At 39.7% G+C, this 26,693-nt stretch carries 24 protein-coding genes; 10 read left to right on the forward strand and 14 right to left on the reverse strand.

What is annotated here, in order from left to right; translation table 11 throughout:
• Positions 1-38 precede the first annotated feature (38 nt).
• The 6 genes from GWJ01_RS13375 to GWJ01_RS13400 form a co-directional block, all read right to left on the reverse strand.
• Positions 39-752 (reverse strand): YdhW family putative oxidoreductase system protein, encoded by a 714-nt coding sequence (locus GWJ01_RS13375; RefSeq protein WP_227003098.1) that lies wholly within the window; start codon positions 750-752, stop codon positions 39-41.
• A 22-nt stretch (positions 753-774) separates the two neighbouring features.
• Positions 775-2,877 carry an aldehyde ferredoxin oxidoreductase gene (locus tag GWJ01_RS13380; RefSeq protein WP_109393230.1) on the reverse strand — a complete coding sequence of 701 codons (2,103 nt, stop codon included), beginning with the start codon at positions 2,875-2,877 and terminating at the stop codon, positions 775-777.
• Positions 2,878-2,929: 52 nt separating this feature from the next.
• Positions 2,930-3,559, reverse strand: a complete 630-nt coding sequence (locus GWJ01_RS13385) for a ferredoxin-like protein (protein ID WP_006535141.1) — start codon at positions 3,557-3,559, stop codon at positions 2,930-2,932.
• 612 nt (positions 3,560-4,171) lie between these two features.
• Positions 4,172-5,932: a gamma-glutamyltransferase gene (gene ggt, locus GWJ01_RS13390; RefSeq protein WP_161711191.1), complete on the reverse strand. Its 1,761-nt coding sequence runs from the start codon at positions 5,930-5,932 to the stop codon at positions 4,172-4,174.
• Between the two features lie 297 nt (positions 5,933-6,229).
• Positions 6,230-6,832, reverse strand: coding sequence for a peroxiredoxin C (locus GWJ01_RS13395; protein WP_109401317.1), 603 nt, complete (start codon positions 6,830-6,832; stop codon positions 6,230-6,232).
• 601 nt (positions 6,833-7,433) lie between these two features.
• Positions 7,434-8,021, reverse strand: a complete 588-nt coding sequence (locus GWJ01_RS13400) for an acyl carrier protein phosphodiesterase (RefSeq protein WP_109393384.1) — start codon at positions 8,019-8,021, stop codon at positions 7,434-7,436.
• A 107-nt stretch (positions 8,022-8,128) separates the two neighbouring features.
• Here GWJ01_RS13400 and queA point away from each other — a divergent pair, with 107 nt between their 5' ends.
• The 10 genes from queA to thiL all read left to right on the forward strand — a co-directional run bounded on the left by queA (position 8,129) and on the right by thiL (position 17,806).
• Positions 8,129-9,202, forward strand: coding sequence for a tRNA preQ1(34) S-adenosylmethionine ribosyltransferase-isomerase QueA (queA, locus tag GWJ01_RS13405; RefSeq protein ID WP_109393233.1), 1,074 nt, complete (start codon positions 8,129-8,131; stop codon positions 9,200-9,202).
• Positions 9,203-9,384: 182 nt separating this feature from the next.
• Positions 9,385-10,527: a tRNA guanosine(34) transglycosylase Tgt gene (tgt, locus tag GWJ01_RS13410; RefSeq protein ID WP_036911729.1), complete on the forward strand. Its 1,143-nt coding sequence runs from the start codon at positions 9,385-9,387 to the stop codon at positions 10,525-10,527.
• An 85-nt stretch (positions 10,528-10,612) separates the two neighbouring features.
• On the forward strand, positions 10,613-10,948 hold the full coding sequence (gene yajC / locus GWJ01_RS13415; protein WP_006535133.1) for a preprotein translocase subunit YajC: 336 nt from the start codon (positions 10,613-10,615) through the stop codon (positions 10,946-10,948).
• 32 nt (positions 10,949-10,980) lie between these two features.
• Positions 10,981-12,828 carry a protein translocase subunit SecD gene (gene secD, locus GWJ01_RS13420; protein WP_109393234.1) on the forward strand — a complete coding sequence of 616 codons (1,848 nt, stop codon included), beginning with the start codon at positions 10,981-10,983 and terminating at the stop codon, positions 12,826-12,828.
• Between the two features lie 10 nt (positions 12,829-12,838).
• Positions 12,839-13,807, forward strand: a complete 969-nt coding sequence (secF, locus tag GWJ01_RS13425) for a protein translocase subunit SecF (protein WP_109401315.1) — start codon at positions 12,839-12,841, stop codon at positions 13,805-13,807.
• A gap of 116 nt (positions 13,808-13,923) precedes the next feature.
• Positions 13,924-14,373, forward strand: a complete 450-nt coding sequence (nrdR, locus tag GWJ01_RS13430; RefSeq protein ID WP_006535128.1) for a transcriptional regulator NrdR — start codon at positions 13,924-13,926, stop codon at positions 14,371-14,373.
• 70 nt (positions 14,374-14,443) lie between these two features.
• Entirely contained in the window at positions 14,444-15,598 is a 1,155-nt protein-coding gene (ribD, locus tag GWJ01_RS13435; RefSeq protein ID WP_167394828.1) for a bifunctional diaminohydroxyphosphoribosylaminopyrimidine deaminase/5-amino-6-(5-phosphoribosylamino)uracil reductase RibD, read from the forward strand.
• A 213-nt stretch (positions 15,599-15,811) separates the two neighbouring features.
• The gene (gene ribH, locus GWJ01_RS13440; protein WP_023580887.1) at positions 15,812-16,282 is read left to right on the forward strand and encodes a 6,7-dimethyl-8-ribityllumazine synthase; all 471 of its coding nucleotides are present in this window, start codon (positions 15,812-15,814) and stop codon (positions 16,280-16,282) included.
• A 28-nt stretch (positions 16,283-16,310) separates the two neighbouring features.
• The gene (gene nusB, locus GWJ01_RS13445) at positions 16,311-16,724 is read left to right on the forward strand and encodes a transcription antitermination factor NusB (RefSeq protein ID WP_006535124.1); all 414 of its coding nucleotides are present in this window, start codon (positions 16,311-16,313) and stop codon (positions 16,722-16,724) included.
• Between the two features lie 98 nt (positions 16,725-16,822).
• Entirely contained in the window at positions 16,823-17,806 is a 984-nt protein-coding gene (gene thiL / locus GWJ01_RS13450) for a thiamine-phosphate kinase (RefSeq protein WP_099659975.1), read from the forward strand.
• A gap of 85 nt (positions 17,807-17,891) precedes the next feature.
• Here the strand turns inward: thiL and GWJ01_RS13455 are convergent, their stop codons facing one another.
• The 8 genes from GWJ01_RS13455 to dxs all read right to left on the reverse strand — a co-directional run bounded on the left by GWJ01_RS13455 (position 17,892) and on the right by dxs (position 26,683).
• Positions 17,892-18,227 carry a zinc ribbon domain-containing protein YjdM gene (locus GWJ01_RS13455; protein ID WP_109393237.1) on the reverse strand — a complete coding sequence of 112 codons (336 nt, stop codon included), beginning with the start codon at positions 18,225-18,227 and terminating at the stop codon, positions 17,892-17,894.
• 383 nt (positions 18,228-18,610) lie between these two features.
• The gene (gene rbsR / locus GWJ01_RS13460) at positions 18,611-19,621 is read right to left on the reverse strand and encodes a ribose operon transcriptional repressor RbsR (protein ID WP_193528578.1); all 1,011 of its coding nucleotides are present in this window, start codon (positions 19,619-19,621) and stop codon (positions 18,611-18,613) included.
• 4 nt (positions 19,622-19,625) lie between these two features.
• Positions 19,626-20,552 carry a ribokinase gene (rbsK, locus tag GWJ01_RS13465; RefSeq protein ID WP_109393239.1) on the reverse strand — a complete coding sequence of 309 codons (927 nt, stop codon included), beginning with the start codon at positions 20,550-20,552 and terminating at the stop codon, positions 19,626-19,628.
• A 78-nt stretch (positions 20,553-20,630) separates the two neighbouring features.
• Complete coding sequence (gene rbsB / locus GWJ01_RS13470) at positions 20,631-21,521, reverse strand: ribose ABC transporter substrate-binding protein RbsB (protein ID WP_109393240.1); 891 nt, start codon at positions 21,519-21,521, stop codon at positions 20,631-20,633.
• A 42-nt stretch (positions 21,522-21,563) separates the two neighbouring features.
• Positions 21,564-22,529 (reverse strand): ribose ABC transporter permease, encoded by a 966-nt coding sequence (gene rbsC / locus GWJ01_RS13475; protein ID WP_075672017.1) that lies wholly within the window; start codon positions 22,527-22,529, stop codon positions 21,564-21,566.
• 1 nt (position 22,530) lies between these two features.
• Positions 22,531-24,039 carry a ribose ABC transporter ATP-binding protein RbsA gene (rbsA, locus tag GWJ01_RS13480; protein ID WP_109401311.1) on the reverse strand — a complete coding sequence of 503 codons (1,509 nt, stop codon included), beginning with the start codon at positions 24,037-24,039 and terminating at the stop codon, positions 22,531-22,533.
• A gap of 7 nt (positions 24,040-24,046) precedes the next feature.
• Positions 24,047-24,466 (reverse strand): D-ribose pyranase, encoded by a 420-nt coding sequence (gene rbsD, locus GWJ01_RS13485; protein WP_109401310.1) that lies wholly within the window; start codon positions 24,464-24,466, stop codon positions 24,047-24,049.
• Between the two features lie 351 nt (positions 24,467-24,817).
• Positions 24,818-26,683, reverse strand: a complete 1,866-nt coding sequence (gene dxs, locus GWJ01_RS13490) for a 1-deoxy-D-xylulose-5-phosphate synthase (RefSeq protein ID WP_109401309.1) — start codon at positions 26,681-26,683, stop codon at positions 24,818-24,820.
• Positions 26,684-26,693 lie beyond the last annotated feature (10 nt).

Here is a 26,693-nt window from a genome sequence, read left to right on the forward strand (position 1 = left end):
GTAATACCCACATCGAATTTCGTTGATAAGGCAGAACATTAAGGATTTTCATGTTGTTCTACCTCGATCCATTCAGTTAAGCCTCGTGCTTTGCCGTAACTCATTAACGTATTGCTAAAGAGATAAGGGGCATCGTTGGATGCTAAAACTTGCTGAATATCCTGAAAATCAGGGTGAGTTTTCATCAGTGTCAGTGCATCTTCAATCTCTGAAGCCGTGTATTTAAAGGGTTCAGACATCAACATGCTTTGTTTCAATGGTCGAGGATAGGTTTCGCATTCAAAACGAACTACACCTGCAATTGCTGTACAAATATCCGCATGGCGGTTTAATAATTGCAGTTGTGCGAAGTTATCTGACATAAATTCATCAGAGTAATAATAATCCTCGCCATTGAGACTTAAATGGGCGATATCAATAAACTCGTCGCTCTTTAACGCGGTTTCTAACTGCGCAATGTCCTCTTCAGTCAGAGAATAGGGCGCATCATACAGCGTTGAAATTGCTAATAGTTCACCTTCTTTTGAACATTGACGTATCGCATTCGCTAGATGTTGTTCAGCAGATAATTCTGCTACTTCCGCAATGGGTTCTTCTGCGATATCTGTTGAGGTGTTAGCACTACGTCCAACACCTGTTTCTGATAATGGCAGTAACCAACGGCGACGAGAAATATCAGGTTGCTCTAAAGCAATATCTGCATCATCAGCGATATCTTGTGGTATAGAAGCCGATGCATTTTGTTCTATCATCATGATCTCCTTCTTTTACCTATTAACTTGGTAATAAACCACGAGACGCTAAATCGTCTGCAACATCTTGTAATCCAAGGCGAACTAAAGTTTCTTTTGTTGGGCAACCTAACTGTGGATCCCAGCCCATTTCTTGATAGAACATGGTGAGAGAAAGCTGCATATCGGCTCTGTCCATTTTGTCTGTACCTTCAGTAAAGACTGGAATATCAGGATCTTTATCGAATACCCATGAACAGATTTGGTCATGCTCATTACGCATATCCATGGTGTTCATTAATTTAACGGTATAAGCGCGGTGTAAAGTGAAGATACGCTCTGAGGCTAAATCCAGATCTTTAGAAGTGGTTGGTTCACCAGTGATAGCGGTAAAGAACTTGGCTTCCATTTCTAAGTCACCACGATAATTACGGCTCTTATGAGGAGAAACCGTCATCGGCCATACCCAGTTACATAAGGTGACCGCATCGTGTAAGCAACTACGTAAAATAGTCCACTTGGTATAAGCAATTTTGGCTTTATTGATTGGTGTATAGTTTTTGGTTTCATCAAAAGCATCACCAGAGCCAAATAGCTCACCCGCAATCTCTTTTTGTAGTTTTAGAGGTAAACCACTACCGATATAGTTGATATGTGTATGTGTCATCGCATCTCGGTTAAACATACAGTTAACGATAGAACCCACTTGAGCCGATGCTTCATTTGCGTGGTGAATTGGGAAGCCCATTGGTGACCAGAGTTTATTTTTCTTATCAGCCCAATACTCTTCACCTAAATTCCAGCGTTGTGCAATGAGATAAGAGCCATCAGCAAGGTGGCTAAATTCACCTTTACGATGCGCTAAACGGTAGTAAAAATCTTTAATAAATTCAGGATTGCCTTCTTCCAGTTTATCCCAAGGAATATCGTTATATTCTTCTTCAGAAAGTACACGCTTAAATACACCGTGGGTATAACAATAAGTGAAGTCACGATGAAGCTGACCGTAGTTACACCAAAGTCCCATATCATCAAAAATATTAAGACCGACTAAGTTACCTACAACGTTACCATCTCCTTTTTTCTCAACATCTTTAGGGCCATTAGGGAAAATGGTTGTGTGAACGAAGTTAGCGACACAAGTGTTACCACCCGTTTGTGGTACTCCAAATTTTTTCGCTTGAGGCACATTGAGTTGAGCCATACAACGGATAGGGCAAGAGTGACAACCTCCCATCTTCACGGTGTATTCTTCAGCTTCTGGTCCTAAGTCAAAGGTTGATTTCATGGTTCTAAAACCAACAGTATTGATATCACCAGGAGGAATTTCGCCTGTTTCAATTGGGCCACCTTCAGCAGCTCCCCAATACAGTCCTTTACGTGCAGTCCAACGAGAGCCTGGGTGTGAATATTCAGCCCATGATTGTGGCGTACTTGGTACAACGTGGTTGTTATTAGAGCCAATCAGTTGTGTCATCATATAGTCGTTAAGTTCTTTTAACGCTTTACGGTCAGCAACGTTAACGCCACGGCTACCTTCGACGACAATGGCTTTTAATTTTTTAGAACCTAAGACTGCGCCAACACCAGCACCACCACTGTGGTTACGGCTATTAATAATGCCGGATAAAGGTACGAGGTTTTCACCCGCAGGACCAATGGTCGCGACACAAGCTTCTGGGCTTGTTTGAGCACATAGTTCTTCTGTGGTTTGACGAACACCTTTACCCCATAAGAAAGAGGCATCTTCAATAGAAACTTGGTCATCATCAATATGGATCCAAACAGGCTTATCTGATTTACCTTCAATAATCAGAGAGTCATAGCCTGCAAATTTCATCCATGCGGCAAAAAATCCCCCCATATGAGCATCAACGACAAGATTGCCACGAGTAAAAGTGGAAAGAGAGGTGATATTGACGCGTGAGCTGCAAGGCGCACCAGATCCAGTTAGAGGTCCTACTGCGAAAACAACTTTATTTTCTTCATCAAAAGGTTTAACGCCGGGAGCAACCTCTTCGTACATAATCTTGTAACCAAAGCCCATGCCTCCAATTAAGGATTTATATTTGCTTGAGCTTTCACGAGTGATGGCACCGGTAGTTAAATTGATTCTTAGAATGTTTCCAGTCCAGCCGTTAATCATAATATTGCTTCCTAATCTAAATGTGGTTCAGTGATGTGATTGTCTGGATTTATTAAACAGTAATTTCTTTCCATTCAATGATTTGCAGAGCACCTGTTGGGCACGCTGATGCACACTCACCACATAAATTACATTTGCCGGATTTTTTAGTTTGTGGGTTGACGGTTGCCATCATCCACGGACAGGCTGTTGTACAGGCGGCACAACCAATACAACGACGTGTATCAACGACAATACAGCCGAACTCTTCTTGATAACGGATAGCTTTTACTGGGCAAACCTTCATACATTCAGGATCTTTACATTGGCGGCATGTATCCGTTGTAAAGTTTAAATCGCCATAAAGTCCACCACCGGAGCCAATACCTTTATCACCAAAATAAAAATGACGATGGATTTTTGTGCGCGAGAAGAATGAACCTACGCTTCCATCATTCCATGTTGTACATGCTGTTTCGCAGCGGTGGCACCCTGTACAACGCGCTCTATTTGTAACTAAGACGCCTTTAGGTGTTGTGGTTAATTGAATTATTCCGCTATCTATTTCTTCTTGCTTACAACCTAAAAGAGAAAGCAATGCGGGTGCTATTGTGATCCCTGCAAGCCCTTTACCGGATATTCGCAGAAACTCTAGTCTTGATAGCCCAATATCTAATATTGGACGGTGATGTGTATCAGACATTAATATTTATCTCCGCTTAACTAATTTATATAAGAATTAAGTTGTGATGATAAATTCTTTATTTATCCGCTTGCTTTACCGTTATATAAAAAATATAATAACGCTATAGTTAAGGGATATATTATAAGATTTAACTATTTTTATGATAAAAACACACTGAGACTAAATGTTAAATATTTGTATTTACAATGTGTTATCTCCATTTTTTACGTATTTTTATTATCCTTTATGATAGTGTGGTTATTAAAAAATTTATTCTGTGATAGCTATCATAGAAATAAAAATAGAGAGTGTTATTAAATTTTATTTAATTAAATGATTATTGTTTTTATCTGTAATTAAGAAAGAGAATAAATACCATTTATATATATTCTTTCATTGAAATTAAATTAAAAGTGATTTGCTCTTATATTCTATAAAATATTATTATTTTAATAATAATTTGATATTCAATATTAAATATATACATAATCAAAAATAGATATTGATTATTATTAATAGAATAAAATATGAATAAATTGTAAAACCATGACTAGATCATTTTTATAAAAAAAGAAACCTTATCTAATCAAGAGAAGGTTTCTTTTGTTGTTTTATTCGATGGCTTTATTGTTAGTAACCCACTGCTTTACCAGCTGGGCGACGAACATCATTTGATCCATAAAGATAACTTTCACGTACTGCACCAGAAACAGCGGAATCATTACCTGATGATGCTGGGATCACTCCTTCTTCTCCTGGGAGTCCGACCATAATAAGTTCAGCCGCTCCCCATGGAGTCTGTTCTACCATTTTATATCCCATGGCAGAGAGTTTCTCTAAAGTGTCTTTTGATAATCCTCTTTGCTCATAATAAACCTCATCCGGTAACCATTGATGGTGAATGCGAGGGCTATTAACCGCTTCTTGTGGGGGCATTCCAAACTCAATGATATTCAGTGCCGTTTGTAAGGTGATCGAGATAATACGTGAACCTCCTGGCGATCCTAAAATAAGGAAAGGTTTGCCTTCTTTAGTCACAATCGTTGGGCTCATTGATGATAGTGGGCGTTTTAATGGCGCAATACTATTGCGTTCACCTTGAACTAAACCATAGAGATTTTTTTCACCAACTTTGGTTGTAAAGTCATCCATCTCGTTGTTGAGGAAAAATCCAGTTCCCGGTGCGATGACTACGGCACCAAAGCGGCCATTAATGGTGTAAGTGGTCGAAACTGCATTGCCGTCTTTATCCATTACTGAGTAGTGTGTTGTTTCAGGGCTTTCATGAGGAGCGATACCAGGTTGTACATTTTCTGATGGCGTTGCTTTATTCGGTTTGATTTGTTGGCGTATTTCTGTGGCATAAGCTTTATTTAATAACTTTTCTGTAGGGTTTTTAATAAATTGGGGATCACCAAGAAAAGTATTTCTGTCCATATAAGCATGACGCATTGCTTCTGTTAAAGTATGAACATATTCAGCTGAATTAAAGCCCATCGATTTGAGATCATAACCTTCCAAAATATTTAGCGTTTGGCAGATAGTAACTCCGCCTGAACTTGGTGGCGGTGCAGAAATAAATTCATAACCTCGGTAAGTACAGGTGATAGGTTTGGTTTCTGTGATAGTAAAATTAGCAAAATCTTCTTGAGTTAACAGGCCATTATGTTGTTTCGAAGCTTCTTCAACTTTTTTAGGGATCTCTCCTTGGTAAAATGCATCAGAACCTTGGTTTGCGATGAGTTCTAATGTATTAGCTAAATCAGTTTGAATTAGGCGATCACCGGGTTGCCACGGTGTTCCATCTGGTTTTAAGAAAATTTTTGCAGACTCAGGATCTTGTTTAAAACGCTCTGTTGTCGTTTCTAACACATCAGTATCAGCGCGGGTTAAAATATATCCTTCTCTTGCAAGCTTAATTGCAGGCGCCATGACATCTTGGCGTGAAAGCGTACCGTATTTCTCTAATGCTGAATTCAATCCTTTTACTGTACCGGGTACTCCTGAAGCAAGATAACCATATAGGCTGGCATCTTTAATCAAATTTCCATCTTTATCTAAATACATATTTTTAGAAGCAGAAGAGGGAGCAGTTTCCCTAAAATTTATAAAAGTATTTGTACCATCAGCAAGGTGTATTGTCATAAAACCACCGCCACCAATATTACCACAGCAAGCATTTACGACTGCTTGTGCATAACCGACGGCAACGGCGGCATCAATCGCGTTACCCCCTTTTTGTAAAATATCATTCCCGACTTGTGATGCGAGGTGTTGAGAGGAGACAACCATGCCATGCTGTGCTTCAACAGCGGGTTCATAGGCTGCATAAAGTGAATGTGAAAAAAGGGTAGTAAGTAATAGCAGGTGCATTTTTTTTATAGTAATCATTATTATCTCCATTAATAACAGGGAGTTATTTTGAATAGATACAAATATAGAGTTTTACGCTGTTATTAATATGAATTAACAATTGCGTAACAATAAGTATAGAGAGAGGTTATTAGTGATGAGAATTTTTTTTGATGTGATGATCACAAAATTATCTTTAAGCAGATAAACAATAAGCTTATGTATAACTAATAACAGTAATAAATAGAGTGGATAAAAAATGAAAAGATAAGTGCTGAATAAACAAAAAAAGCCTGTTTTCACAGGCTTTTAAAAATGCGTTAGCTTACTGAACTATTACAGTTTGCCAGAGTTTGCTTTCAGGTATTTAGCAACGCCGTCTGGAGATGCGCCCATACCTTCTTGACCTTTTTCCCACTGTGCAGGACAAACGTCTCCGTGCTCTTCGTGGAATTGCAGTGCATCTACCATACGGATCATTTCGTCGATATTACGGCCTAATGGCAGATCGTTAACGACTTGGTGACGGACAACACCTTCTTTGTCGATCAGGAATGAACCACGCAGTGCAACGCCTGCTTCTGGATGTTCGATGCCGTAAGCTTTGATGATGTCGTGTTTGATATCAGCAACCATTGGGTATTTAACTTCACCAATACCACCGTCATCAATAGGAGTTTTACGCCATGCGTTATGAACGAATTCTGAGTCCATAGAAACGCCGATGATTTCAACACCACGTTTTTTGAATTCTTCAAAACGGTGATCGAATGCAATCAGCTCTGAAGGGCAAACGAAAGTGAAATCCATTGGCCAGAAGAAAATAACGGCAGGTTTGCCTTTGATAAATGAATGCAGGTTGAAATCATTAACAATCTCACCATTACCTAAAACGGCAGCAGCTGTGAAATCAGGGGCTTTGCGAGTAACCAGAACCATAATGTACTCCTGTAAATTGAAAGAGTTTATACTCGTCATATTTCAAGTTGTAGCGTTGTTGACTGTGCTCATTCGCACTAGTCACATACTATTGTATGCTCCTAGCGACTCATTCACTTGTCGCCTAGCTACACCTTGAACTATTTAGAGCAAATTCAGGGTGTATACCTTGTTTATACTCGTCATATTTCAAGTTGTAGCGTTGTTGACTGTGCTCATTCGCACTAGTCACATACTATTGTATGCTCCTAGCGACTCATTCACTTGTCGCCTAGCTACACCTTGAACTATTTAGAGCAAATTCAGGGTGTATACCCTGTTTTTAAATGATGCATACAGCATAAATAATCAATCGCTATTGATAAAGTCAAACAGAACAATCTATTTGATAGATTATAGCTATCAGTTTAATACAATAAAGTAGGATTATTTATGACTCCTTGTATAACGATTCATTCTAATCAACTTTGGAAATGAATACTATGCTTGTTAACAAATCGTTACGAATAATATGATAAATTGACTCAGCATCTATTTGATATATCAAATGTAATTCGACAATATGACAAAAAGATGAAACTCAAAATGACAGTTAAATGTATCAGTCATCAAGTTGATGTTGCTGTGCTCTTTCTAGCAATTGTGGATAAAACTGCCAAAAAATCCCACTTAATTCATCGTAATGTGTTTCGAGTACGATATAAGAGCCCGCAAGTGCGCTTAGTCGTGGTCTTCTTCTCGCCATTCCTTTCAATGTTTGAGCAATATATGCCTTGTCAGCATAACGAATTAACCAAGATTGTGACCATAGATATTCGTTGAGCTCTTGGAATTTTTCAGGTGTTTGCCATAAATCTGGTTCAATAATATTTCGAGTCTTGGTGACAAATTCAGTCAATGGTATATGCGGTTCAAACTTTGACCAATTTAAAGAAAGAAAATGATCCCAAAAAACATCTAAGGTAATCGGTGAAACTCGGCGATATTCATCAGGAAATAAAAGGCGAGCTTGTTTGACTAATGGGTGAGTATCAGTGAGTACATCAATACGTCTATGCATACGAATACCCTCAATAACAGCTTGGCTGTAATCAGAGCTAGGTGCGCCTTTGACGTAATCTGCCATCATATTACCTAATAGAGAGCTTTTTGCCCTAAAGGCCAGATGCAAGTGAGCAAGATAATTCATCTCATCATCATAGCGCTTTTTGAATAAAAAAGGGCTTCTTTGTTGCACTGATAAGCTGGCAGCACTAGACTAGTCCGCCTGTTTTTTATGAAAGTAGTCGTTTAATTATGCGTGTATCAGACTTTACATTTGAATTGCCAGAAGCCTTGATTGCTCACTATCCTCAACCTCAACGCAGTGGTTGTCGTTTGCTCTCTTTAGAAGGTGAGACTGGTGCTTTATCACACGGTATTTTTACCGACGTGTTAGATAAAATAAATGCCGGTGATCTACTGGTTTTTAATAATACTCGCGTGATCCCTGCGCGTATTTATGGCCGTAAAGCGTCAGGCGGTAAAATCGAAGTGTTAGTTGAGCGTATGCTTGATGAACATCGTGTGCTTGCCCATGTTAGAGCCTCTAAATCACCCAAAGAAGGCGCTGCGCTTGTACTAGGTGAAGATGAAAGTGTACAGGCAACTATGGTTGCGCGTCATGATACACTTTTTGAAATTCGCTTTGATGATGAAAGAGATGTTCTCACCATCCTAAATAGCATTGGGCATATGCCTTTACCTCCTTATATTGATCGTCCTGATGAAGAATCTGATAAAGAGCTTTATCAGACGGTCTATAATGAGCGTCCAGGCGCTGTTGCCGCTCCGACTGCGGGATTACACTTTGATGAACCATTACTTCAAGCCTTAAAAGAAAAAGGTGTGGAGATGGCATTTGTCACACTGCATGTTGGTGCGGGTACTTTCCAACCAGTACGTGTTGATAACATCGAAGAACACACAATGCATTCTGAATACGCAGAAGTACCACAAGACGTGGTTGATGCTGTATTAGCATGTAAAGCGCGTGGTAATCGAGTGATTGCAGTGGGTACAACTTCTGTTCGTTCTTTAGAAAGTGCTGCGAAAGCAACAAAAGATGCGTTAATCGCGCCTTTCTTCGATGATACCCAAATCTTTATTTATCCGGGTTACCAATATCAAATTATTGATGCATTGATTACGAATTTCCATTTGCCTGAATCAACTTTAATCATGCTGGTTTCTGCTTTTGCAGGGTATAAAAATACCATGAATGCATATAAAGAAGCTGTTGAGCAAGAGTATCGTTTTTTCAGTTATGGTGATGCGATGTTTATTACTCGTAATTCTTTAGCTATTAATGAAAAAGTAGGACAAGAATAAAGATTTATTATTCTTTTTAACGTTTTTCTTCGTTTTATGAATTGTTATTTCAACTTTATTACTTAATCCCTTTGACTAAGCACTGTTTTTGTTGAAGTAACATATACAGCCGTCTAACAAATGATTAGAATGTGCTGTTTTTTATTGCGCATTGGACTGTTTTTCTGATGCTTGGAGGATGAGTGAAATACGAATTAGACAAAACCGACGGTAATGCTCGTCGCGGTCGCCTTATTTTTGAACGTGGTGTTGTTGAAACACCTGCATTTATGCCAGTGGGTACTTACGGCACAGTAAAAGGAATGACACCTGAAGAAGTAAAAGCAACAGGTGCACAAATTCTTTTAGGTAACACCTTCCACTTATGGTTACGTCCTGGTCAAGAAATCATGAAATTACATGGTGATTTACATGATTTTATGCAATGGCAAGGTCCTATTTTAACGGATTCAGGTGGTTTCCAAGTCTTTAGTTTAGGCGCAATGCGTAAAATTAAAGAAGAGGGTGTTCACTTCCGTAACCCTATTAATGGCGAAAAAATTTTCTTAAGCCCAGAAAAATCAATGGAAATCCAATACGATTTGGGTTCTGACATTGTGATGATTTTTGATGAGTGTACGCCATATCCTTCAGATTGGGATTATGCGAAAAACTCAATGGAGATGTCATTACGTTGGGCTAAACGTAGTCGTGCGCGCTTTGATGAACTTAATAACAAAAATTCATTATTCGGTATTATTCAAGGCGGTGTTTACGAAGATTTACGTGATATCTCTGTAAAAGGGCTAGTCGAAATTGGTTTTGACGGTTACGCTGTCGGCGGCCTTGCGGTCGGTGAGCCTAAAGAAGATATGCATCGTATTTTAGAGCATGTCTGCCCTCAAATTCCTGCGAATAAACCGCGTTATTTAATGGGTGTTGGTAAACCAGAAGATTTAGTTGAAGGTGTTCGTCGTGGTATTGATATGTTTGACTGTGTCATGCCAACACGAAATGCACGAAATGGCCATCTGTTTGTAACCGATGGTGTTATTAAAATTCGTAATGCGAAACATCGCTCTGATACATCAACACTTGATGAACATTGTGACTGCTATACCTGTAAAAATTATAGCCGTGCTTATTTACATCATCTTGATCGTTGTAACGAAATTTTAGGTGCAAGGCTGAACACTATTCACAACTTACGTTATTATCAACGTTTGATGGCTGAGATTCGTCAGTCTATTGAAGATTCACGTTTTGAAGAGTTTGTACACGAATTCTACGAACGTATCGGAAAACCTGTCCCACCGCTAAATGGCAGTGCGACTAAATGTGAATAATGTATACGAGAAAGCCCAATTCTGTGTATGATATTGGGCTTATAACTTGAATATCGTCGATATCGACAACAATGAGGAAAAGTGAATGAGTTTTTTCATTTCTGATGCTGTAGCTTCTGCTGGACAAGCAGCACCTGAAGCTAGCTTTATGTCTATTTTACCGATGTTAGTGATCTTTATTCTGATTTTCTATTTTATGATCCTACGTCCACAGCAAAAACGTACTAAAGAACATCGTAAACTGATGGATTCTATCGGTAAAGGTGATGAAGTTTTAACGACTGGTGGTTTAATTGGTCGTGTTGTTAAGGTTTCAGATAACGGCTATATCGTTGTTGCTCTGAATGAAACAACTGAAGTAACTATCAAACGTGACTTTGTTGCCGCTGTATTACCTAAAGGCACAATGAAAGCTATTTAATAACATTTCCCCAAAGGGAAAAGGGAACTGCCGTGCTAAACCGTTATCCTTTGTGGAAGTACCTGATGTTGATAGCCGCTATCCTCATCGGTCTGCTTTACGCACTTCCTAACCTATATGGTGAGGATCCGGCTGTTCAAATCACTGGCGCGCGGGGAACCGCCGCCAATGAGCAAACACTGGATCAAGTTCGATCTTTATTAGATAAAGAAAAAATTGAAGCGAAATCTATTGCACTTGAAAATGGTGTGATTTTGGCTCGTTTCGGTAACCCTGATATTCAGTTACGTGCCCGTGAAGTGTTGTTACCTGCATTAGGCGACCAGTTCATTGTTGCACTTAACCTTGCACCGGCAACACCAAAATGGTTAGAAGCCATTGGTGGTGAGCCGATGAAACTGGGGTTAGACTTACGTGGTGGTGTTCACTTCCTGATGGAAGTTGATATGGAAACTGCGTTAGGTAAACTTCAGGAACAAAATGTTGAAAGTCTGCGTACATTATTACGTGACGAAGGTATTCCATATTCCTCTATCCGTAAAACGGATAGCTATGGTGTTGAAATCCGTTTCCGTAATTCGGATGATCGCTCTAAAGCTTCAGATTACCTAGCTCGTCGTAATCAAGATCTCATTTTTAGAGATGGCGCAAATAACTCATTAAGAGCTATTTTTACTGACGAACGTTTACGTGATGCACGTACTTATGCGGTACAGCAAAATATCACTATCTTACGTAATCGTGTTAACCAGTTAGGTGTTGCAGAGCCATTAGTTCAACGCCAAGGCGCTGACCGAATTGTTGTTGAGTTACCAGGTATCCAAGATACCGCTCGTGCTAAAGAAATCTTAGGTGCGACAGCAACATTAGAATTCCGTTTAGTCAATACTACCGTTGATCCTTCTGCCTTAGAAACAGGTCGTATTCCGGGTGACTCAGAAGTGAAATATACCCGTGAAGGTAGACCAACTATTCTTTATAAACGCGTTATTTTAACGGGTGACCACATTACTGACTCAACCTCTCAGGCTGATGAATATGGTCAACCTCAAGTGAATATTTCACTTGATAGCGCTGGTGGTTCTATTATGTCTAACTTTACGAAAGATAACGTCGGTAAACCGATGGCAACACTGTTCGTAGAGTATAAAGACAGCGGTAAACGCGATGAGAATGACCGTGCTGTATTGGTTAAAAGCGAAGAAGTTATCAACATTGCGAATATTCAGAGTCGTTTAGGAAATAGCTTCCGTATTACGGGTATTTCAAATGCGAATGAAGCTCGTCAATTATCTCTGTTATTACGTGCTGGTGCGTTGATTGCACCTATTCAAATCGTTGAAGAAAGAACGATTGGTCCAACTTTGGGTCTGCAAAATATTACTCAAGGTTTAGAAGCGTGTTTATGGGGTCTGATTGCGTCAGTTTCCTTTATGATAATTTATTATCGTAAATTTGGTGTGATTGCGAGTACTGCATTAATGGCAAACTTAGTGTTAATCGTTGGGGTAATGTCACTATTACCGGGCGCAACACTGACCATGCCGGGTATTGCGGGTATCGTATTAACACTTGCCGTCGCCGTCGATGCCAATGTATTGATAAACGAACGTATCAAAGAAGAGTTACGTAATGGTCGATCAGTACAACAAGCAATCCATGAAGGTTATAAAGGTGCCTTCTCCAGTATTATTGATGCGAACTTAACCACATTAATTACAGCTGTGATCCTTTATGCAGTCGGTACCGGCTCAATCAAAGGCTTTGCTATCACAACTGCAATTGGGGTTGCTACATCCATGTTTACCGCTATCGTCGGTACTCGTGCGATTGTAAACCTGTTGTATGGTGGTAAACGCGTTAAGAAACTGTCTATTTAAGGAGCACGTTGTGGCACAGGATTATACTGTTGAACAATTAAACCATGGTCGTAGAGTCATTGACTTTATGCGTTGGGACAACGTCGCCTTTAGTATTTCGTTTCTGCTTTTGATAGCATCAATTGCTATCATTTCCGTGAAAGGATTTAACTGGGGACTGGATTTTACAGGTGGTACAGTAATTGAGATCAATCTCAGTCAACCAGCCGACCTTGATAAAATGCGTGATAGCCTAGATGCAGCGGGCTTTAAAGATCCTCTGTTACAAAACTTTGGTAGCAGTCGCGATATTATGGTGCGTATGCCTCCTGTTGAAGGGCAGGCGGGTCAAGAATTAGGTAAGAAAGTTATCGATGTTATTAATGCTGAAGTTGATAACGATGCTGTGGTAAAACGTATTGAATTTGTTGGGCCAAGTGTGGGTAGTGAATTGGCTCAAACAGGTGCAATGGCGTTATTATCTGCACTTATCTGTATTCTTATCTATGTTGGATTCCGTTTTGAATGGCGTTTGGCGTTAGGTGCTGTTATCGCACTTGCGCATGACGTGATTATTACGCTGGGTGTGCTTTCACTATTCCACATAGAGGTTGACTTAACCATTGTGGCATCATTGATGTCTGTTATCGGTTACTCACTAAACGATAGTATTGTCGTATCAGACCGTATTCGTGAGAACTTCCGTAAAATTCGTCGAGGTACTTCATATGAAATTATGAACGTTTCTCTGACACAGACATTAAGCCGTACCATCATGACATCAGCAACAACATTATTGGTTGTATTAATGCTGTATATCTTTGGTGGTTCAATGCTAGAAGGCTTCTCTTTAGTCATGTTAATCGGTGTTTCTATCGGTACTATTTCTTCTATTTATGTGGCTTCTGCATTAGCACTGAAAATGGGAATGAAACGTGAACACTTGATTGTACAAAAAGTGGAAAAAGAGGGTGCAGATCAGACAACACTCTTACCATAATAGAGCGTTTTTCTGATAAAACATTGCAAACACCCTGCCAGTGTATACTGACAGGGTGTTTTTTGTTCACTGAACAGGTACACTGTTTATGAGTATTGTCAAAAGTAGGAATAACTATGCATTGCCCATTTTGTGGAGCCGTAGATACCAAGGTAATTGATTCCAGACTTGTTGGTGATGGTTCACAAGTGCGCCGTCGTCGCCAATGTCTTGTTTGTCATGAGCGTTTTACTACCTTTGAAGTAGCAGAGCTTGTGATGCCTCGTGTTGTGAAAAGTGATGAAATACGTGAGCCTTTTGATGAAGAGAAACTTCGTCGAGGTATGCTTAAAGCATTAGAAAAACGTCCAGTGAGTTCAGATGATGTTGAAGCTGCGATAAGCCATATCAAATCACAACTAAGAGCGACGGGTGAAAGAGAAATACCTTCAAAAGAAATTGGCAATTTTGTTATGGAACAACTAAAGAAACTCGATAAAGTGGCTTATATTCGCTTTGCTTCGGTTTATCGTAGTTTTGAAGATATCCGTGATTTTGGTGAAGAAATCGCAAAATTACAGGATTAATGCGCTAATACTGTGATTTATTTAATGATTTGATAAATAACGATAAATAATAAAATTATATGTAATTATTATGACAAATAACAACAGCAACAATCCAAGTGAAAATGAAAGCCTGCATGATGAATACTATATGCGTCGAGCTATTGAGCTTGCAGCATTAGGTCGCTTTACAACATCACCTAACCCTAATGTGGGATGTGTGATCGTAAAAGAGGGTGAGATTATCGGTGAAGGTTATCACCATCACGCAGGTGGCCCTCATGCTGAAGTTAATGCATTAAAAATGGCTGGGGATAAAGCAAAGGGGGCGACGGCTTATGTCACACTTGAACCTTGTAGCCACTTTGGTAAAACACCACCTTGCGCTGATGCCTTGATTAATGCAGGTGTAAAACGAGTTGTTGCTGCGATGCAAGATCCTAATCCTCAAGTTGCAGGCCGTGGTTTGCACAAATTATTATCAGCGGGGATTGATGTTTCACACGGCGTTTTAATGCAAGAAGCTGAAAAACTTAACGTTGGGTTTTTTAAACGAATGAGAACAGGCTTCCCTTATATCCAGCTAAAATTAGGTGCATCTTTAGATGGTAAAACGGCATTAGCATCAGGTGAAAGCCAATGGATAACCTCTAAAGCATCTCGTCGAGATGTGCAAAATTTCCGGGCTCAAGCTAGTGCTATTTTAACGACCAGTGCAACAGTAATTGCTGACAACCCTTCTATGAATGTTCGTTGGGATGAGCTTTCAGATGAAATCAAAGCGATCTATCCTGAAGAAACGCTACGTCAACCTATTCGTATTGTTACTGATAGCCAAAATAGAGTGAGTGAAAATCATAAAATCACTCAAATTGAAGGCGAATGCTGGTTGGCGCGTACAAAATCACAGCCAAGTGACTGGCAAGGCAATGTATCAGAAATCCTATTACCAACAAATGGCAAAAGCAGAGGTGTGGACTTAGTTTTATTAATGATGCAATTGGGTAAACGCAATATCAATACTGTATGGGTTGAGAGTGGCGCTCATTTTGCTGGTGCATTATTAGAGGCTGGGCTTGTTGATGAACTTATTATTTATATAGCGCCTAAAATTTTAGGGAATGATGCTCGAGGATTATTTGCACTTTCTCCACTTTCATCATTATCCGAAGCACCTGAATTTACAGTAGATTCTCTCCAACAAATTGGCTCTGATATCAGAGTTTGTTTAAAACCTCGTTATTAATAGACGCAAATAAGTGTGTCTACGGCGCTATTTGTAGTAAAATAGCGCCGTGTGTGTTATTTCCTGTCGTTACGACATCGTTATCAGCCAACTAAATGCCTTGATTTATCAAGGGTTTTTGGCTCCTTTGCTGTGTAATAATAAAACAGAGCGCAGTAAAGGAAAGAATATGATAAAATCCGCGCCCCCGCGGATAGGAGAAAAAGGTAACCTATGAACGTAATCAAAGGTGTTGTCGCGGCGCCAAACGCACGCGTAGCAATTGCAATTGCCCGTTTTAATAATTTCATCAACGACAGCTTATTAGAAGGTGCGGTTGATGCATTAGAACGTATTGGACAAGTTTCCTCTGAAAATATTACCGTCGTTTGGGTTCCAGGCGCTTATGAGTTGCCATTAACTGTTAAAGCATTAGCAGAAAGCGACAAATACGATGCAGTTATCGCATTAGGTACTGTTATTCGTGGTGGAACTGCACATTTTGAATACGTTGCTGGCGAATGTAGTTCTGGTCTATCTCAAGTTGCAATGCAAAGCGAGATCCCTGTGACTTTTGGTGTATTAACAACTGAAAGCATTGAACAGGCCATTGAACGCGCTGGAACTAAAGCGGGCAACAAAGGTGCTGAAGCGGCAATGACAGCACTTGAAATGATCAATGTACTTAAAGCCATAAAAGGCTAATCATCTGTTTTAACTTAAGGGGAATTTTGTGAAACCTGCTGCTCGTCGTCGTGCTCGTGAGTGTGCTGTTCAAGCTATCTACTCATGGCAATTATCCGGAAATGACATCGCGGATGTGGAATTGGAGTTTTTATCCGAGCAGGATACCCAAGGTGTAGATATTGCTTATTTTCGTGAGCTTTTAGTGGGTGTTGCCATTAATGCAACACGTTTAGATAAGGCAATGGAACCTTATTTATCCCGCCAGCTTGAAGAATTAGGTCAAGTTGAAAAAGCAATTTTACGTTTAGCAATGTTTGAACTTAGCTTCCGTGAAGATGTTCCTTACAAAGTTGCGATTAACGAAGCGATTGAACTGGCTAAGGTATTTGGTGCTGACGATAGCCATAAATTTGTTAATGGCGTGCTTGATAAGGCAGCGCCAACTGTACGTAAAAAATAACGTTTTTCACGTTTCCTCTATGGTAAATAATTCAAGGCCGGTATTTCCGGCCTTTTGTTTAATAAAGCTAGTATGCATAGCTCAATAGGAAATAGATAATGCCTTGTGGTGAATTCTCCCTTATTAAGCAATATTTCACTTCACAACCTGTAAAACGAAAAGATGTGAGTACAGGAATTGGGGATGACTGCGCAATATTGACGGTACCTGAAAAGCAACAAGTCGCTATTAGTACCGACACTTTAGTTAGTGGTATTCACTTCCTTCCTTCTATCTCACCTGAAGATTTAGCCTATAAAGCACTTGCTGTAAATATTAGCGACTTAGCTGCCGTTGGTGCAGATCCTTCTTGGGCTTCATTAGCTTTAACGCTACCAGATACAAACAGTGAATGGCTTGAGGCATTTAGCCGTTCTTTCTTTGCGTTAGCTGATTATTATGCAATCCAGCTAATTGGCGGTGATACTACTCGCGGTCCTTTAAGTTTAACAATCACAATACAAGGGCTTGTTCCACAAGGAACTGCATTACTTCGTTCTGGCGCTAAAATTGGTGATTGGATCTATGTTACGGGGTTCTTAGGTGATAGCGCTGCGGGACTTGCTGTATTACAAAATAGATTACAGCCGACAGAAAAAGAACATAGTGATTATTTTATCGCAAGGCATTTGCGCCCTCAGCCTCGTTTACTGCAAGGGCAAGCATTACGCCATTTAGCGACATCTGCGATTGATATTTCTGATGGACTTATTTCAGACTTGAACCATATTCTCACGGCAAGTGGGTGTGGGGCTCGCTTAAATTTAGATGCATTGCCTTACTCGCCAGCGATGAAAGCGGAAGTGAGTGAAGAACAAGCGGAGATTTGGGCATTAAGTGGTGGTGAAGATTATGAGTTATGCTTTACGGTGCCTGAAATCAATCGTGGCGCTTTAGAGATTGCATTAGCGCATACTGGGGCTGATTTTCACTGTATAGGGCAAATTATGCCGATTGCTGAAGGCATTCGTTATTTACGTGATGGCAAAGATGTTTACCCTAATCTCAAGGGGTTTGATCATTTTAGTGAGTCTAATGAGTAACCTTACTTTAATTTAAAGGCGCTTTATTAGCGCCTTTGATGATCTTGATAATATCTAAATCTATGTTTAAAGAGATTATTTTATCTTAGTTCTTTTTCACAAATTCAGACTTCAATTTCATTGATCCAAAGCCATCAATTTTACAATCGATATTATGATCGCCTTCCACTAAACGGATACCTTTTACTTTAGTACCGATTTTTAGCATGGTTGAGCTACCTTTGACTTTGAGATCTTTAATCACAGTTACTGAATCGCCATCAGCTAATAAATTACCGTTAGCATCTTTAACTACTAACTCATCGTTATCAACAGTTGGTTCTGCATCGTTCCACTCGTGTGCACATTCAGGGCAAACATACATTGCACCATCTTCATAGGTGTATTCAGAATTGCACTTAGGACAAGAAGGTAATGACATAATAATACTCTCAAATTTTATCAAAATGGGAAGTGATTAATCGTCACAATGAGGATAACACTTGCCCCATAAATTAAAGGACACATTATCATTTAAGAGTGAAAGTTCTAAGCAATCCCCTAAATGGTACTGCCTCTGATAATGCGAAAGGGCAATAGTATAATAGATTTGATGTAAATTTGCATCTTTCACAGGCTATGACGTAAAGAGTGAGGGAAAGTAGGCTAAATATAGAGTGTTAAATAGAAAATAAAGATATATAAAAGTAGTTTTAAATATTTAATAACTTAATGATATTAAAGTGATAATGTTATAAATATAACTAAAAACAAATGCCCTCATCTTAAAGGAGAGCATCATCAATAATAGTGTTAATCTTCTTATTATGGTTTTATAAAATGACTCACCGAACCACGCTCTATAAGTTTAGGTGTAAGCACCAAAACATTGTCATCAGCATCGATATTCTCCATACGATGTAATAATTGGCTGACAGCAAGTTTACCCAATTCATCTTTAGGTTGGTGAATGGTAGAAAGAGGTGGGATCATATAAGAAGCCAGGTCGATATCGTCATAACCCATGACTGAAATATCATCAGGTACACGCAAACCTTTTTGATAAATAGCTTGATAAGCACCAACAGCCATTGCGTCATTACAGGTGAAAACCGCTTGTGGTAAGACAGAATGTGAGAGTAATTTTTGCATTGCGCTAAACCCGCCTGCAAATTCAAAATCACTGGTTAACACAAACTCTTCTCGAATAGTGAGTCCTGCTTTTTGCATCGCATTGTAATAGCCTTGCAAACGATGTTTTGCTGGGAGTTTATCTTGTGGACCAGCAATACAGGCAATTTCAGTAAAGCCTTTTTCAATCAGATAATTGGTGGCGATTTCTCCCCCAAGCAGGGAGTTATCTTGAATAATATCTCCGCCGTATTCAAACGGAGACCAATCCATCATGACCATAGGTAAACGAGGATAACGATTTAGTACTTCATGAGAGGGCGCTCGGGCTTCTGTTGACATCAATAATAAGCCATCAACACGTTTTTGTAGCAACGTTTCAAGGCTACTATCCATACGCTCGTAATCCCCTTCGGTATTACATAAAATTAGGCTATAGCCTTTTTCGTAGCAACTGCGTTCAACACCACGCACAACTTCTGCATAGAAAGGGTTGCTACTAGCTGTCACTAACATACCAATAGTGTGAGTACAGTTCATTTTTAAACTGCGTGCTAAAGCTGAAGGCGCGTAATTTAAGGTTTTGATAGCATCATTAACCTTTTTACGAATACCTTCGCTAACATAACGATTGTTATTGATAACGTGAGAAACAGTTGATGTCGAAACGCCCGCCAAACGGGCGACATCTTTCATTGTTGCCAAAGTACTATGCTCGCTCTGCTAAAAATGATTCGATTTCATGACGCCAAGGAACAGATGATTGCGCACCATGACGTGTAACTGCAATGGCAGCTGCTGCGTGAGCAAAACGGATAGCCTCAACGGAAGGTTTCCCTTCTAATATTGCAGTGACAAATGCACCGTTAAATGTATCACCTGCGGCAATGGTATCAACAGCATCGACACGAAATCCGGGAATTATCATGCCTTTTCCTTGTTCACTAAACCATACACCACGGCTACCCAAAGTGATAAGCACTTGTTTGATACCTTTTTGATGTAAAATTTCGGCAGCTTTTGCCGCACCCGCTTCATCATGCACAGAAACGCCTGTTAATATTTCGGCTTCCGTCTCATTTGGAGTGATAACATCAATAAAACTCAGAAATTCATCAGATAAAGGTTGTGCTGGTGCTGGGTTTAAAATGACTTTCGTTTGGTGTAATTTTGCCAGTTTTGCGGCTTCAAAAACAGTCTCTAACGGTGATTCTAATTGCATCAGCAAGGCATCAGCATGCTCAACAACATGATGATATTGCTGAAAATGTGTAGGTGTTAGTGCGCCATTCGCACCTGCAACAATACTAATTACGTTTTCACCTTGTTCATTAACAAGGATCATCGCAACACCTGTTGGTGTTTGCGGAATAATACTAATTGCATCGATATGAATATTATCTGTTTTAAGCTGTGAAATTATCTCACTTCCTATCGCATCATCACCGACACAAGCAATAAAGGTAATATCGGCGCCACTGCGACCACAAGCAACGGCCTGATTTGCACCTTTACCACCAAAGGCTATTTTGTATTGATGACCAATAATGGTTTCACCGGGTTTTGGAAATTGTGAAATATTCATAATGTGGTCAACGTTAATGCTACCTAGAACAGCAAGGCGAGGTGTTGTCATAGCCTTTATCCTTGTGAAAACGTGTTTTAATGATTAAAGCTACCACGGAGCAATATTACCCCGTGGTATTTATTGTTGTTATTTTTTAATAACTAACTCAAGTTCGACAGGGATTGTTGCATCCACTTTTTCGCCTTTGAGAATTTTATCTGCGGTTTGAATGCCGATAATACCAATTTGGTCTGGGCGTTGAGCAATGGTTGCACCTAACATGCCACGGTTTACCGCTTTGATCCCATCATCTGTACCATCGAAACCAATCACTAATACATCGGTACGACCGGCAGTTTGTAATGCACGTAATGCACCTAATGCCATTTCATCATTCTGTGCAAAAACAGCTTGAACCGCAGGATAAGCAGTTAATAAATTTTGCATCACGTTAAGACCTTTAGTACGGTCAAAATCAGCAGGTTGGCTGGCAAGTACATTTAGTTTATGAGCATCAACCGCTTGTTTAAAGCCTTCTCCACGTTCACGAGATGCAGAAGTTCCGGTGATCCCTTCTAGTTGGATAACTTTGGCATCACTAGCCACTTTATCTGCAATATAATCACCCGCCATTTTACCGCCAAGACGGTTATCTGAAGCGACGTGACTGACGACTTCACCTTTGTTTGCAACGCGGTCTAAAGTGATCACTGGGATTTTGGCTTTATTGGCTAACATAACAGCGTTACCCACAGCATCAGAGTCTGTCGGGTTAATGAGCATTAAGCGTGTGCCTTTTACTGTCAGATCTTGCACGTTAGCGAGTTCTTTAGCTGGATTGTCCATCGAGTCAAGCACAACTAAATCGTAACCTAATCGATTAGCTTCTTTCTGCGCGCTGTCTTTCATGGTGACAAAGAAAGGATTGTTAAGTGTTGAGATAACTAGTGCAATCGACTCTTTTGCAAATGCGTTGGCGCTGATTGTGGCGCTTAATGCAACAACAGAAAGAAGTGTCGCCATTTTTTTGAGTTTCATAATATAAGTTCCTGTCGGGATTCGGATTAAGAGAATAGAGAGTTATTTTTTGTTATCTACCAAAACAGCAAGTAAGATGACCACCGCTTTTACTATCATTTGATAGTTTGATGATATTCCTAATAAATTCAGTGCATTATTTAAGAAACCTAGAATAAGCGCACCAATTAATGTACCGATAATACGACCTTTACCACCAGCAAGACTGGTACCACCCAAAACAACTGCAGCAATAGCATCTAGCTCATAACCATTACCTGCCATTGGTTGTGCTGATGAAAGACGAGCAACTTCAATGATACTGGCAAGGGCGGCTAATAAACCACACAGTGCATAAACAATGATTTTGATTTTATCGACGCTAATACCTGATAAACGTGTTGCTGATTCATTACCCCCAAGCGCATAAATATAACGGCCTAAACGGGTATGATGTAATAAATACCATGCGCTTAAAAAGACGATCATCATGAGCCAGATTGGGGTTGGAATACCAAATGGGCGACCAATGCCAAACCAGCTAAACAGATCGGCATTATCGCTAAAGCCTGTATTAATTGGGCTACCGTCGGTATAGACGCGGGTAACGCCACGCAGTAATAACATCATGACTAGCGTAGCAATAAAGGCTTGAACTTTACCTTTAGCAACGATAATTCCTGTTACACCACCAATAGCTGCACCTAATGCCAATGCTCCAACAACAGCAACAAGTGCATTAACATCAGCACCTACCATAGAAGCAGCAACAGCACCTGTTAATGCAAGCAATGAACCAACAGATAAGTCGATACCGGATGTCAAAATAACCAGAGTCATCCCAACGGCCATAATGGCGTTAACCGATGTTTGTTGGAGAATGTTGAAAATATTATTTAAGGTAAAAAAATTAGGGCTGAGTGTGGAAACGACGACAATCAGAATAAGCAGAGCAATCAGTGATTTTTGCTCTAATAGCCAAGCTTTTGAGAACCAACGTTTTGACGCTGGAATTGAATTTGTGCTCATATCAAACTCCTACTTTAGCGTCATATTGTTTACCAACAGCCGCAGCCATTAGCATTTCTTGTGTGACATTGTGAGCGGAAAACTCACCACTAATACGACCTTCATGCATAACCAAAATACGGTCACTCATTCCCATTACCTCAGGCATTTCAGAAGAAATTAAGATGATGCTTAATCCTTCTTGTTTAAATTTATTAATTAGCTGATAAATTTCTTTTTTAGCGCCCACATCAACGCCACGAGTGGGTTCATCAAGAATAAGTACTTTAGGGCGAGTCATTAGGCCTCTTGCGATAGCCACTTTTTGTTGATTTCCCCCTGATAAGAAACCAATGATTTGATCCATTGAAGGGGTTTTTATATTGAATAATTTAATAAAATCTCCAACAGTGAGTTGCTCTTCTTTATGATTAAGCACACCCATACCGCGGCTAAAATAGCGTAGTGCAGTCAGAGACATATTTTCTTTTACCGACATACCGAGCACTAAACCATCACGCTTTCTATCTTCAGAGATGTAAACAATGCCTTGTTCTAAACCTTCAGCGGGTTTTTTGATTTGGCAAGGTTTACCATCTAACTCAACGGTGCCATTGGTTTTGGGTAATGCGCCGTAGATAATTTTCATTAATTCAGTACGGCCAGCACCCATTAAGCCTGAAATACCAAGAATTTCGCTTTCATGTAATGAAAAACTGACATCATGAACATCTTCGCCACTGAGGTTAATGACATTGAGTTTGGCTTTACCTTGAGGAATATTAATACGAGGGTATTGGTCTTCTAACTTACGACCAACCATCATTTCAATCAGAGTGTCTTCTTTTAATGAGGCGACAGGTTTTTCACCAATAAACTGACCGTCTCGCAATACAGTCACGTCATCGCAAATCTCAAAGATCTCTTTTAAACGATGAGAGATATAAACAATGCCACAACCTTGATCTCTTAGTTCACGAATAACACTAAATAGCGATTCAGTTTCAGTGTCAGTTAATGCATCTGTTGGTTCATCCATAATAATGACTTTGGAACCAAAACTAAGCACCTTGGCAATTTCTACCATTTGCTGATCACCAATCGATAATTCAGACACTAAACGGTGACTACTGTAAGCAAGATTTAATCGGGCTAATAACTTATCGGCTTCTGCATACATTTTCTTCCAATCGATAGCGCCAAAGGCACGGGTAAATTCACGACCTAAGAAAATATTCTCTGCAATGGTTAATTCAGGAATAAGGTTAAGCTCTTGGTGAATAATACCTATCCCTGCTTCTTGAGAGGATTTGGGGCCATTAAAAGCACAACTTTCACCTTGATAAATCACTTCGCCGGCATCTTTTTTATAGATCCCTGTGAGTACTTTCATCAGTGTTGATTTTCCTGCGCCGTTTTCACCGACTAAAGCCATCACTCGACCAGGGTAAATTCGTAACGTCGCACCTGATAGTGCTTTTACACCGGGGAATGACTTATCAATATCTTTAAGTTCAAGTAAAGGTTCCATATTGTCCTCAAAAAGTCACACCAGAAAACAACACAATATTGGCATAAGGCGTACATTCACCGGTTCTAATAACAGCTTTATTTTCAGTAAGTTGTTTTTTGAATGCTTCATGTGAAACATACATTATTTGAATAGACTTCTTCTGCTCTTGCTCTAATAAATAGAGATAAGAGAGGATTTCATTAAAAAGAGAGGGATTGATGGTTTTAATTTCTTCTGCCAGCATCACGGCTTCAACTTGCATCTCATGAGTGATTGTTTGCAACACGGACATAAAGTCTGGAATACCCTGAGTGAGAGCAATATCAATACGTTCAACAGAGGAGGGAATAGGTAATCCGGCATCTGCAATAGTGATTTTGTCAGTGTGTCCTAAACGTGAAATTACACTCGAAATAGGACTATTAAGTAATACACCTTTTTTCATGTTTTCTCCTCAGCGAAACGTTTCGCTGTCTATATAGTAGAAAAGAAAAGTGGGAAAACAAGTTTGATTTATTCATATTGTGAGCATGATCGAAACGTTTCGTTGGCAAACAAAAAGAAAGAAAAATCTAACTGATTGAATAAATTAACGCTGAATGGATTCAATGAGGAAAGTGATTGTTTTCAGAGAATTTCATAAAAATGTGATGAAAGACAAAATTATAATGGAAGAGGAAAATATGCGGTTTGAAAGTGTAAACCAGTATATAAAAGTAGGTAAACTTCAGTCTGGAAAATACATTAACCTCCCCTATAGTTAATTAGGAGAGGTTTTTTAATTATTTAAATTCAATCAGTTAGCTTGATAGGCTTTGATTGATTTTTCAATACCTTCAGCATCTAATCCTAAGTCAGTTCTGATTTCTTCTTGTCCACCTTGTGGTACAAATAGATCAGGTATACCTAAGTTTAAGACAGGTACTAAGCAACGTTCTTGCATCAATAACTCATTAACACCGCTTCCTGCACCACCCATAATGGCATTCTCTTCTAGTGTTACCAACGTATCATGTTGTTCTGCCAGAGAAAGGATAAGGGATTTATCAAGAGGTTTGATAAAACGCATATCAGCCACAGTTGCATCAAGTTTTTCAGCTACTTCTAACGCTTCGGGTAGTAATGTACCAAAGTTTAGAATAGCAATGCCTTTACCTTGACGACGAATAATACCTTTACCCATAGGTAGTGGACTAAGTGGTTGTAATTGCGCACCAACACTAGAGCCTCTTGGGTAACGTACTGCAACAGGACCATCTTGATAGTGATAACCGGTGTGAAGCATTTGGCGGCACTCATTTTCATCACTTGGTGCCATAATAACCATATTAGGAATACAGCGTAAGAATGAGAGATCAAAAGCACCTTGGTGAGTTTGACCATCAGCTCCCACAATACCACCACGATCAATAGCAAATAAAACAGGCAGTTTTTGAATGGCAATATCGTGGATCACTTGGTCGTAAGCGCGTTGTAAGAATGTTGAGTAGATAGCAACGATAGGCTTATAACCACCAATTGCTAAACCTGCAGCAAAGGTAACAGCGTGTTGTTCTGCGATCGCAACATCAAAGTATTGTGATGGGTATTCTTTTGAGAAACGCACCATACCAGAGCCTTCACGCATAGCAGGGGTAATTGCCATGAGTTTCGGATCGGTTGAGGCTTCTTCACATAACCAGTCACCAAAAATTTTAGAAAATGTAGGTCGTGCATTAGGGCTTTTAGGTAATGTACCTGCTTGTGGATCAAATTTAGGTACAGCGTGCCAGCTAATAGGATCACGTTCAGCAGGTGCATACCCACGACCTTTCTTAGTCATAATATGCAGAAGCTGAGGACCTTTTAGATCACGCATATTGGCGAGTGTTTGCACTAACGCAATAACATCATGACCATCAACTGGGCCGATATAATTAAAGCCTAACTCTTCAAACATGGTGCCGGGAACAACCATGCCTTTAATATGTTCTTCTGTCTTTTTCAGTAATTCTTTAATCGGTGGAATACCAGAAAAGACCTTTTTTCCACCTTCACGTAAAGTGGTATACAGTTTGCCTGATAGCAATTGAGCAAGATGATTATTCAATGCACCAACGTTTTCGGATATTGACATCTCGTTGTCATTAAGTACAACGAGCATATCTGGCTCAATGTCACCTGCGTGATTCATTGCTTCAAAAGCCATACCCGCAGTAATTGCACCATCACCAATCACACAAACTGTTTTTCTGTTCAGCTTTTCTTGTTCAGCTGCAACAGCCATACCTAAACCTGCACTGATAGAGGTTGAAGAGTGACCGACACAAAGTTTGTCGTATTCACTCTCTTCTCGCCAAGGGAAGGGGTGCAACCCATTTTTTTGACGGATAGTATCAATGCGGTCACGGCGACCTGTTAAGATTTTATGGGGATAGGCTTGATGACCAACATCCCAAATAAGATTATCAAAAGGGGTTTTATAGACGTAATGAAGAGCAACCGTTAACTCAATAGCACCTAAACCTGAGGCGAAGTGACCACTTGAGCGGCTGACACTGTTAAGAAGAAATAGCCTTAGCTCATCACAGAGTTTAGGTAAACTCTCTTTTGGTAATAGGCGCAAATCTTCTGGTGTTTCAACCAACGCCAATGTGGGATATTTTTCGATATCAATGCTCATGTGATGCCTA

Origin of the sequence: Proteus sp. G2618 (assembly GCF_009915995.1) — a bacterium.
GTDB classification, from domain to species: domain Bacteria; phylum Pseudomonadota; class Gammaproteobacteria; order Enterobacterales; family Enterobacteriaceae; genus Proteus; species Proteus terrae.

Excerpts from the sequence above, each read along its gene's own strand:
- GWJ01_RS13375 (WP_227003098.1), bottom strand. The coding sequence starts at position 752 with ATGATAGAACAAAATGCATCGGCTTCTATACCACAAGATATCGCTGAT.
- GWJ01_RS13380 (WP_109393230.1), bottom strand. The coding sequence starts at position 2,877 with ATGATTAACGGCTGGACTGGAAACATTCTAAGAATCAATTTAACTACC.
- GWJ01_RS13385 (WP_006535141.1), bottom strand. The coding sequence starts at position 3,559 with ATGTCTGATACACATCACCGTCCAATATTAGATATTGGGCTATCAAGA.
- ggt (WP_161711191.1), bottom strand. The coding sequence starts at position 5,932 with ATGATTACTATAAAAAAAATGCACCTGCTATTACTTACTACCCTTTTT.
- GWJ01_RS13395 (WP_109401317.1), bottom strand. The coding sequence starts at position 6,832 with ATGGTTCTGGTTACTCGCAAAGCCCCTGATTTCACAGCTGCTGCCGTT.
- GWJ01_RS13400 (WP_109393384.1), bottom strand. The coding sequence starts at position 8,021 with ATGAATTATCTTGCTCACTTGCATCTGGCCTTTAGGGCAAAAAGCTCT.
- queA (WP_109393233.1), top strand. The coding sequence starts at position 8,129 with ATGCGTGTATCAGACTTTACATTTGAATTGCCAGAAGCCTTGATTGCT.
- yajC (WP_006535133.1), top strand. The coding sequence starts at position 10,613 with ATGAGTTTTTTCATTTCTGATGCTGTAGCTTCTGCTGGACAAGCAGCA.
- nrdR (WP_006535128.1), top strand. The coding sequence starts at position 13,924 with ATGCATTGCCCATTTTGTGGAGCCGTAGATACCAAGGTAATTGATTCC.
- ribD (WP_167394828.1), top strand. The coding sequence starts at position 14,444 with ATGACAAATAACAACAGCAACAATCCAAGTGAAAATGAAAGCCTGCAT.
- ribH (WP_023580887.1), top strand. The coding sequence starts at position 15,812 with ATGAACGTAATCAAAGGTGTTGTCGCGGCGCCAAACGCACGCGTAGCA.
- thiL (WP_099659975.1), top strand. The coding sequence starts at position 16,823 with ATGCCTTGTGGTGAATTCTCCCTTATTAAGCAATATTTCACTTCACAA.
- GWJ01_RS13455 (WP_109393237.1), bottom strand. The coding sequence starts at position 18,227 with ATGTCATTACCTTCTTGTCCTAAGTGCAATTCTGAATACACCTATGAA.
- rbsK (WP_109393239.1), bottom strand. The coding sequence starts at position 20,552 with ATGACAACACCTCGCCTTGCTGTTCTAGGTAGCATTAACGTTGACCAC.
- rbsB (WP_109393240.1), bottom strand. The coding sequence starts at position 21,521 with ATGAAACTCAAAAAAATGGCGACACTTCTTTCTGTTGTTGCATTAAGC.
- rbsC (WP_075672017.1), bottom strand. The coding sequence starts at position 22,529 with ATGAGCACAAATTCAATTCCAGCGTCAAAACGTTGGTTCTCAAAAGCT.
- rbsA (WP_109401311.1), bottom strand. The coding sequence starts at position 24,039 with ATGGAACCTTTACTTGAACTTAAAGATATTGATAAGTCATTCCCCGGT.
- rbsD (WP_109401310.1), bottom strand. The coding sequence starts at position 24,466 with ATGAAAAAAGGTGTATTACTTAATAGTCCTATTTCGAGTGTAATTTCA.
- dxs (WP_109401309.1), bottom strand. The coding sequence starts at position 26,683 with ATGAGCATTGATATCGAAAAATATCCCACATTGGCGTTGGTTGAAACA.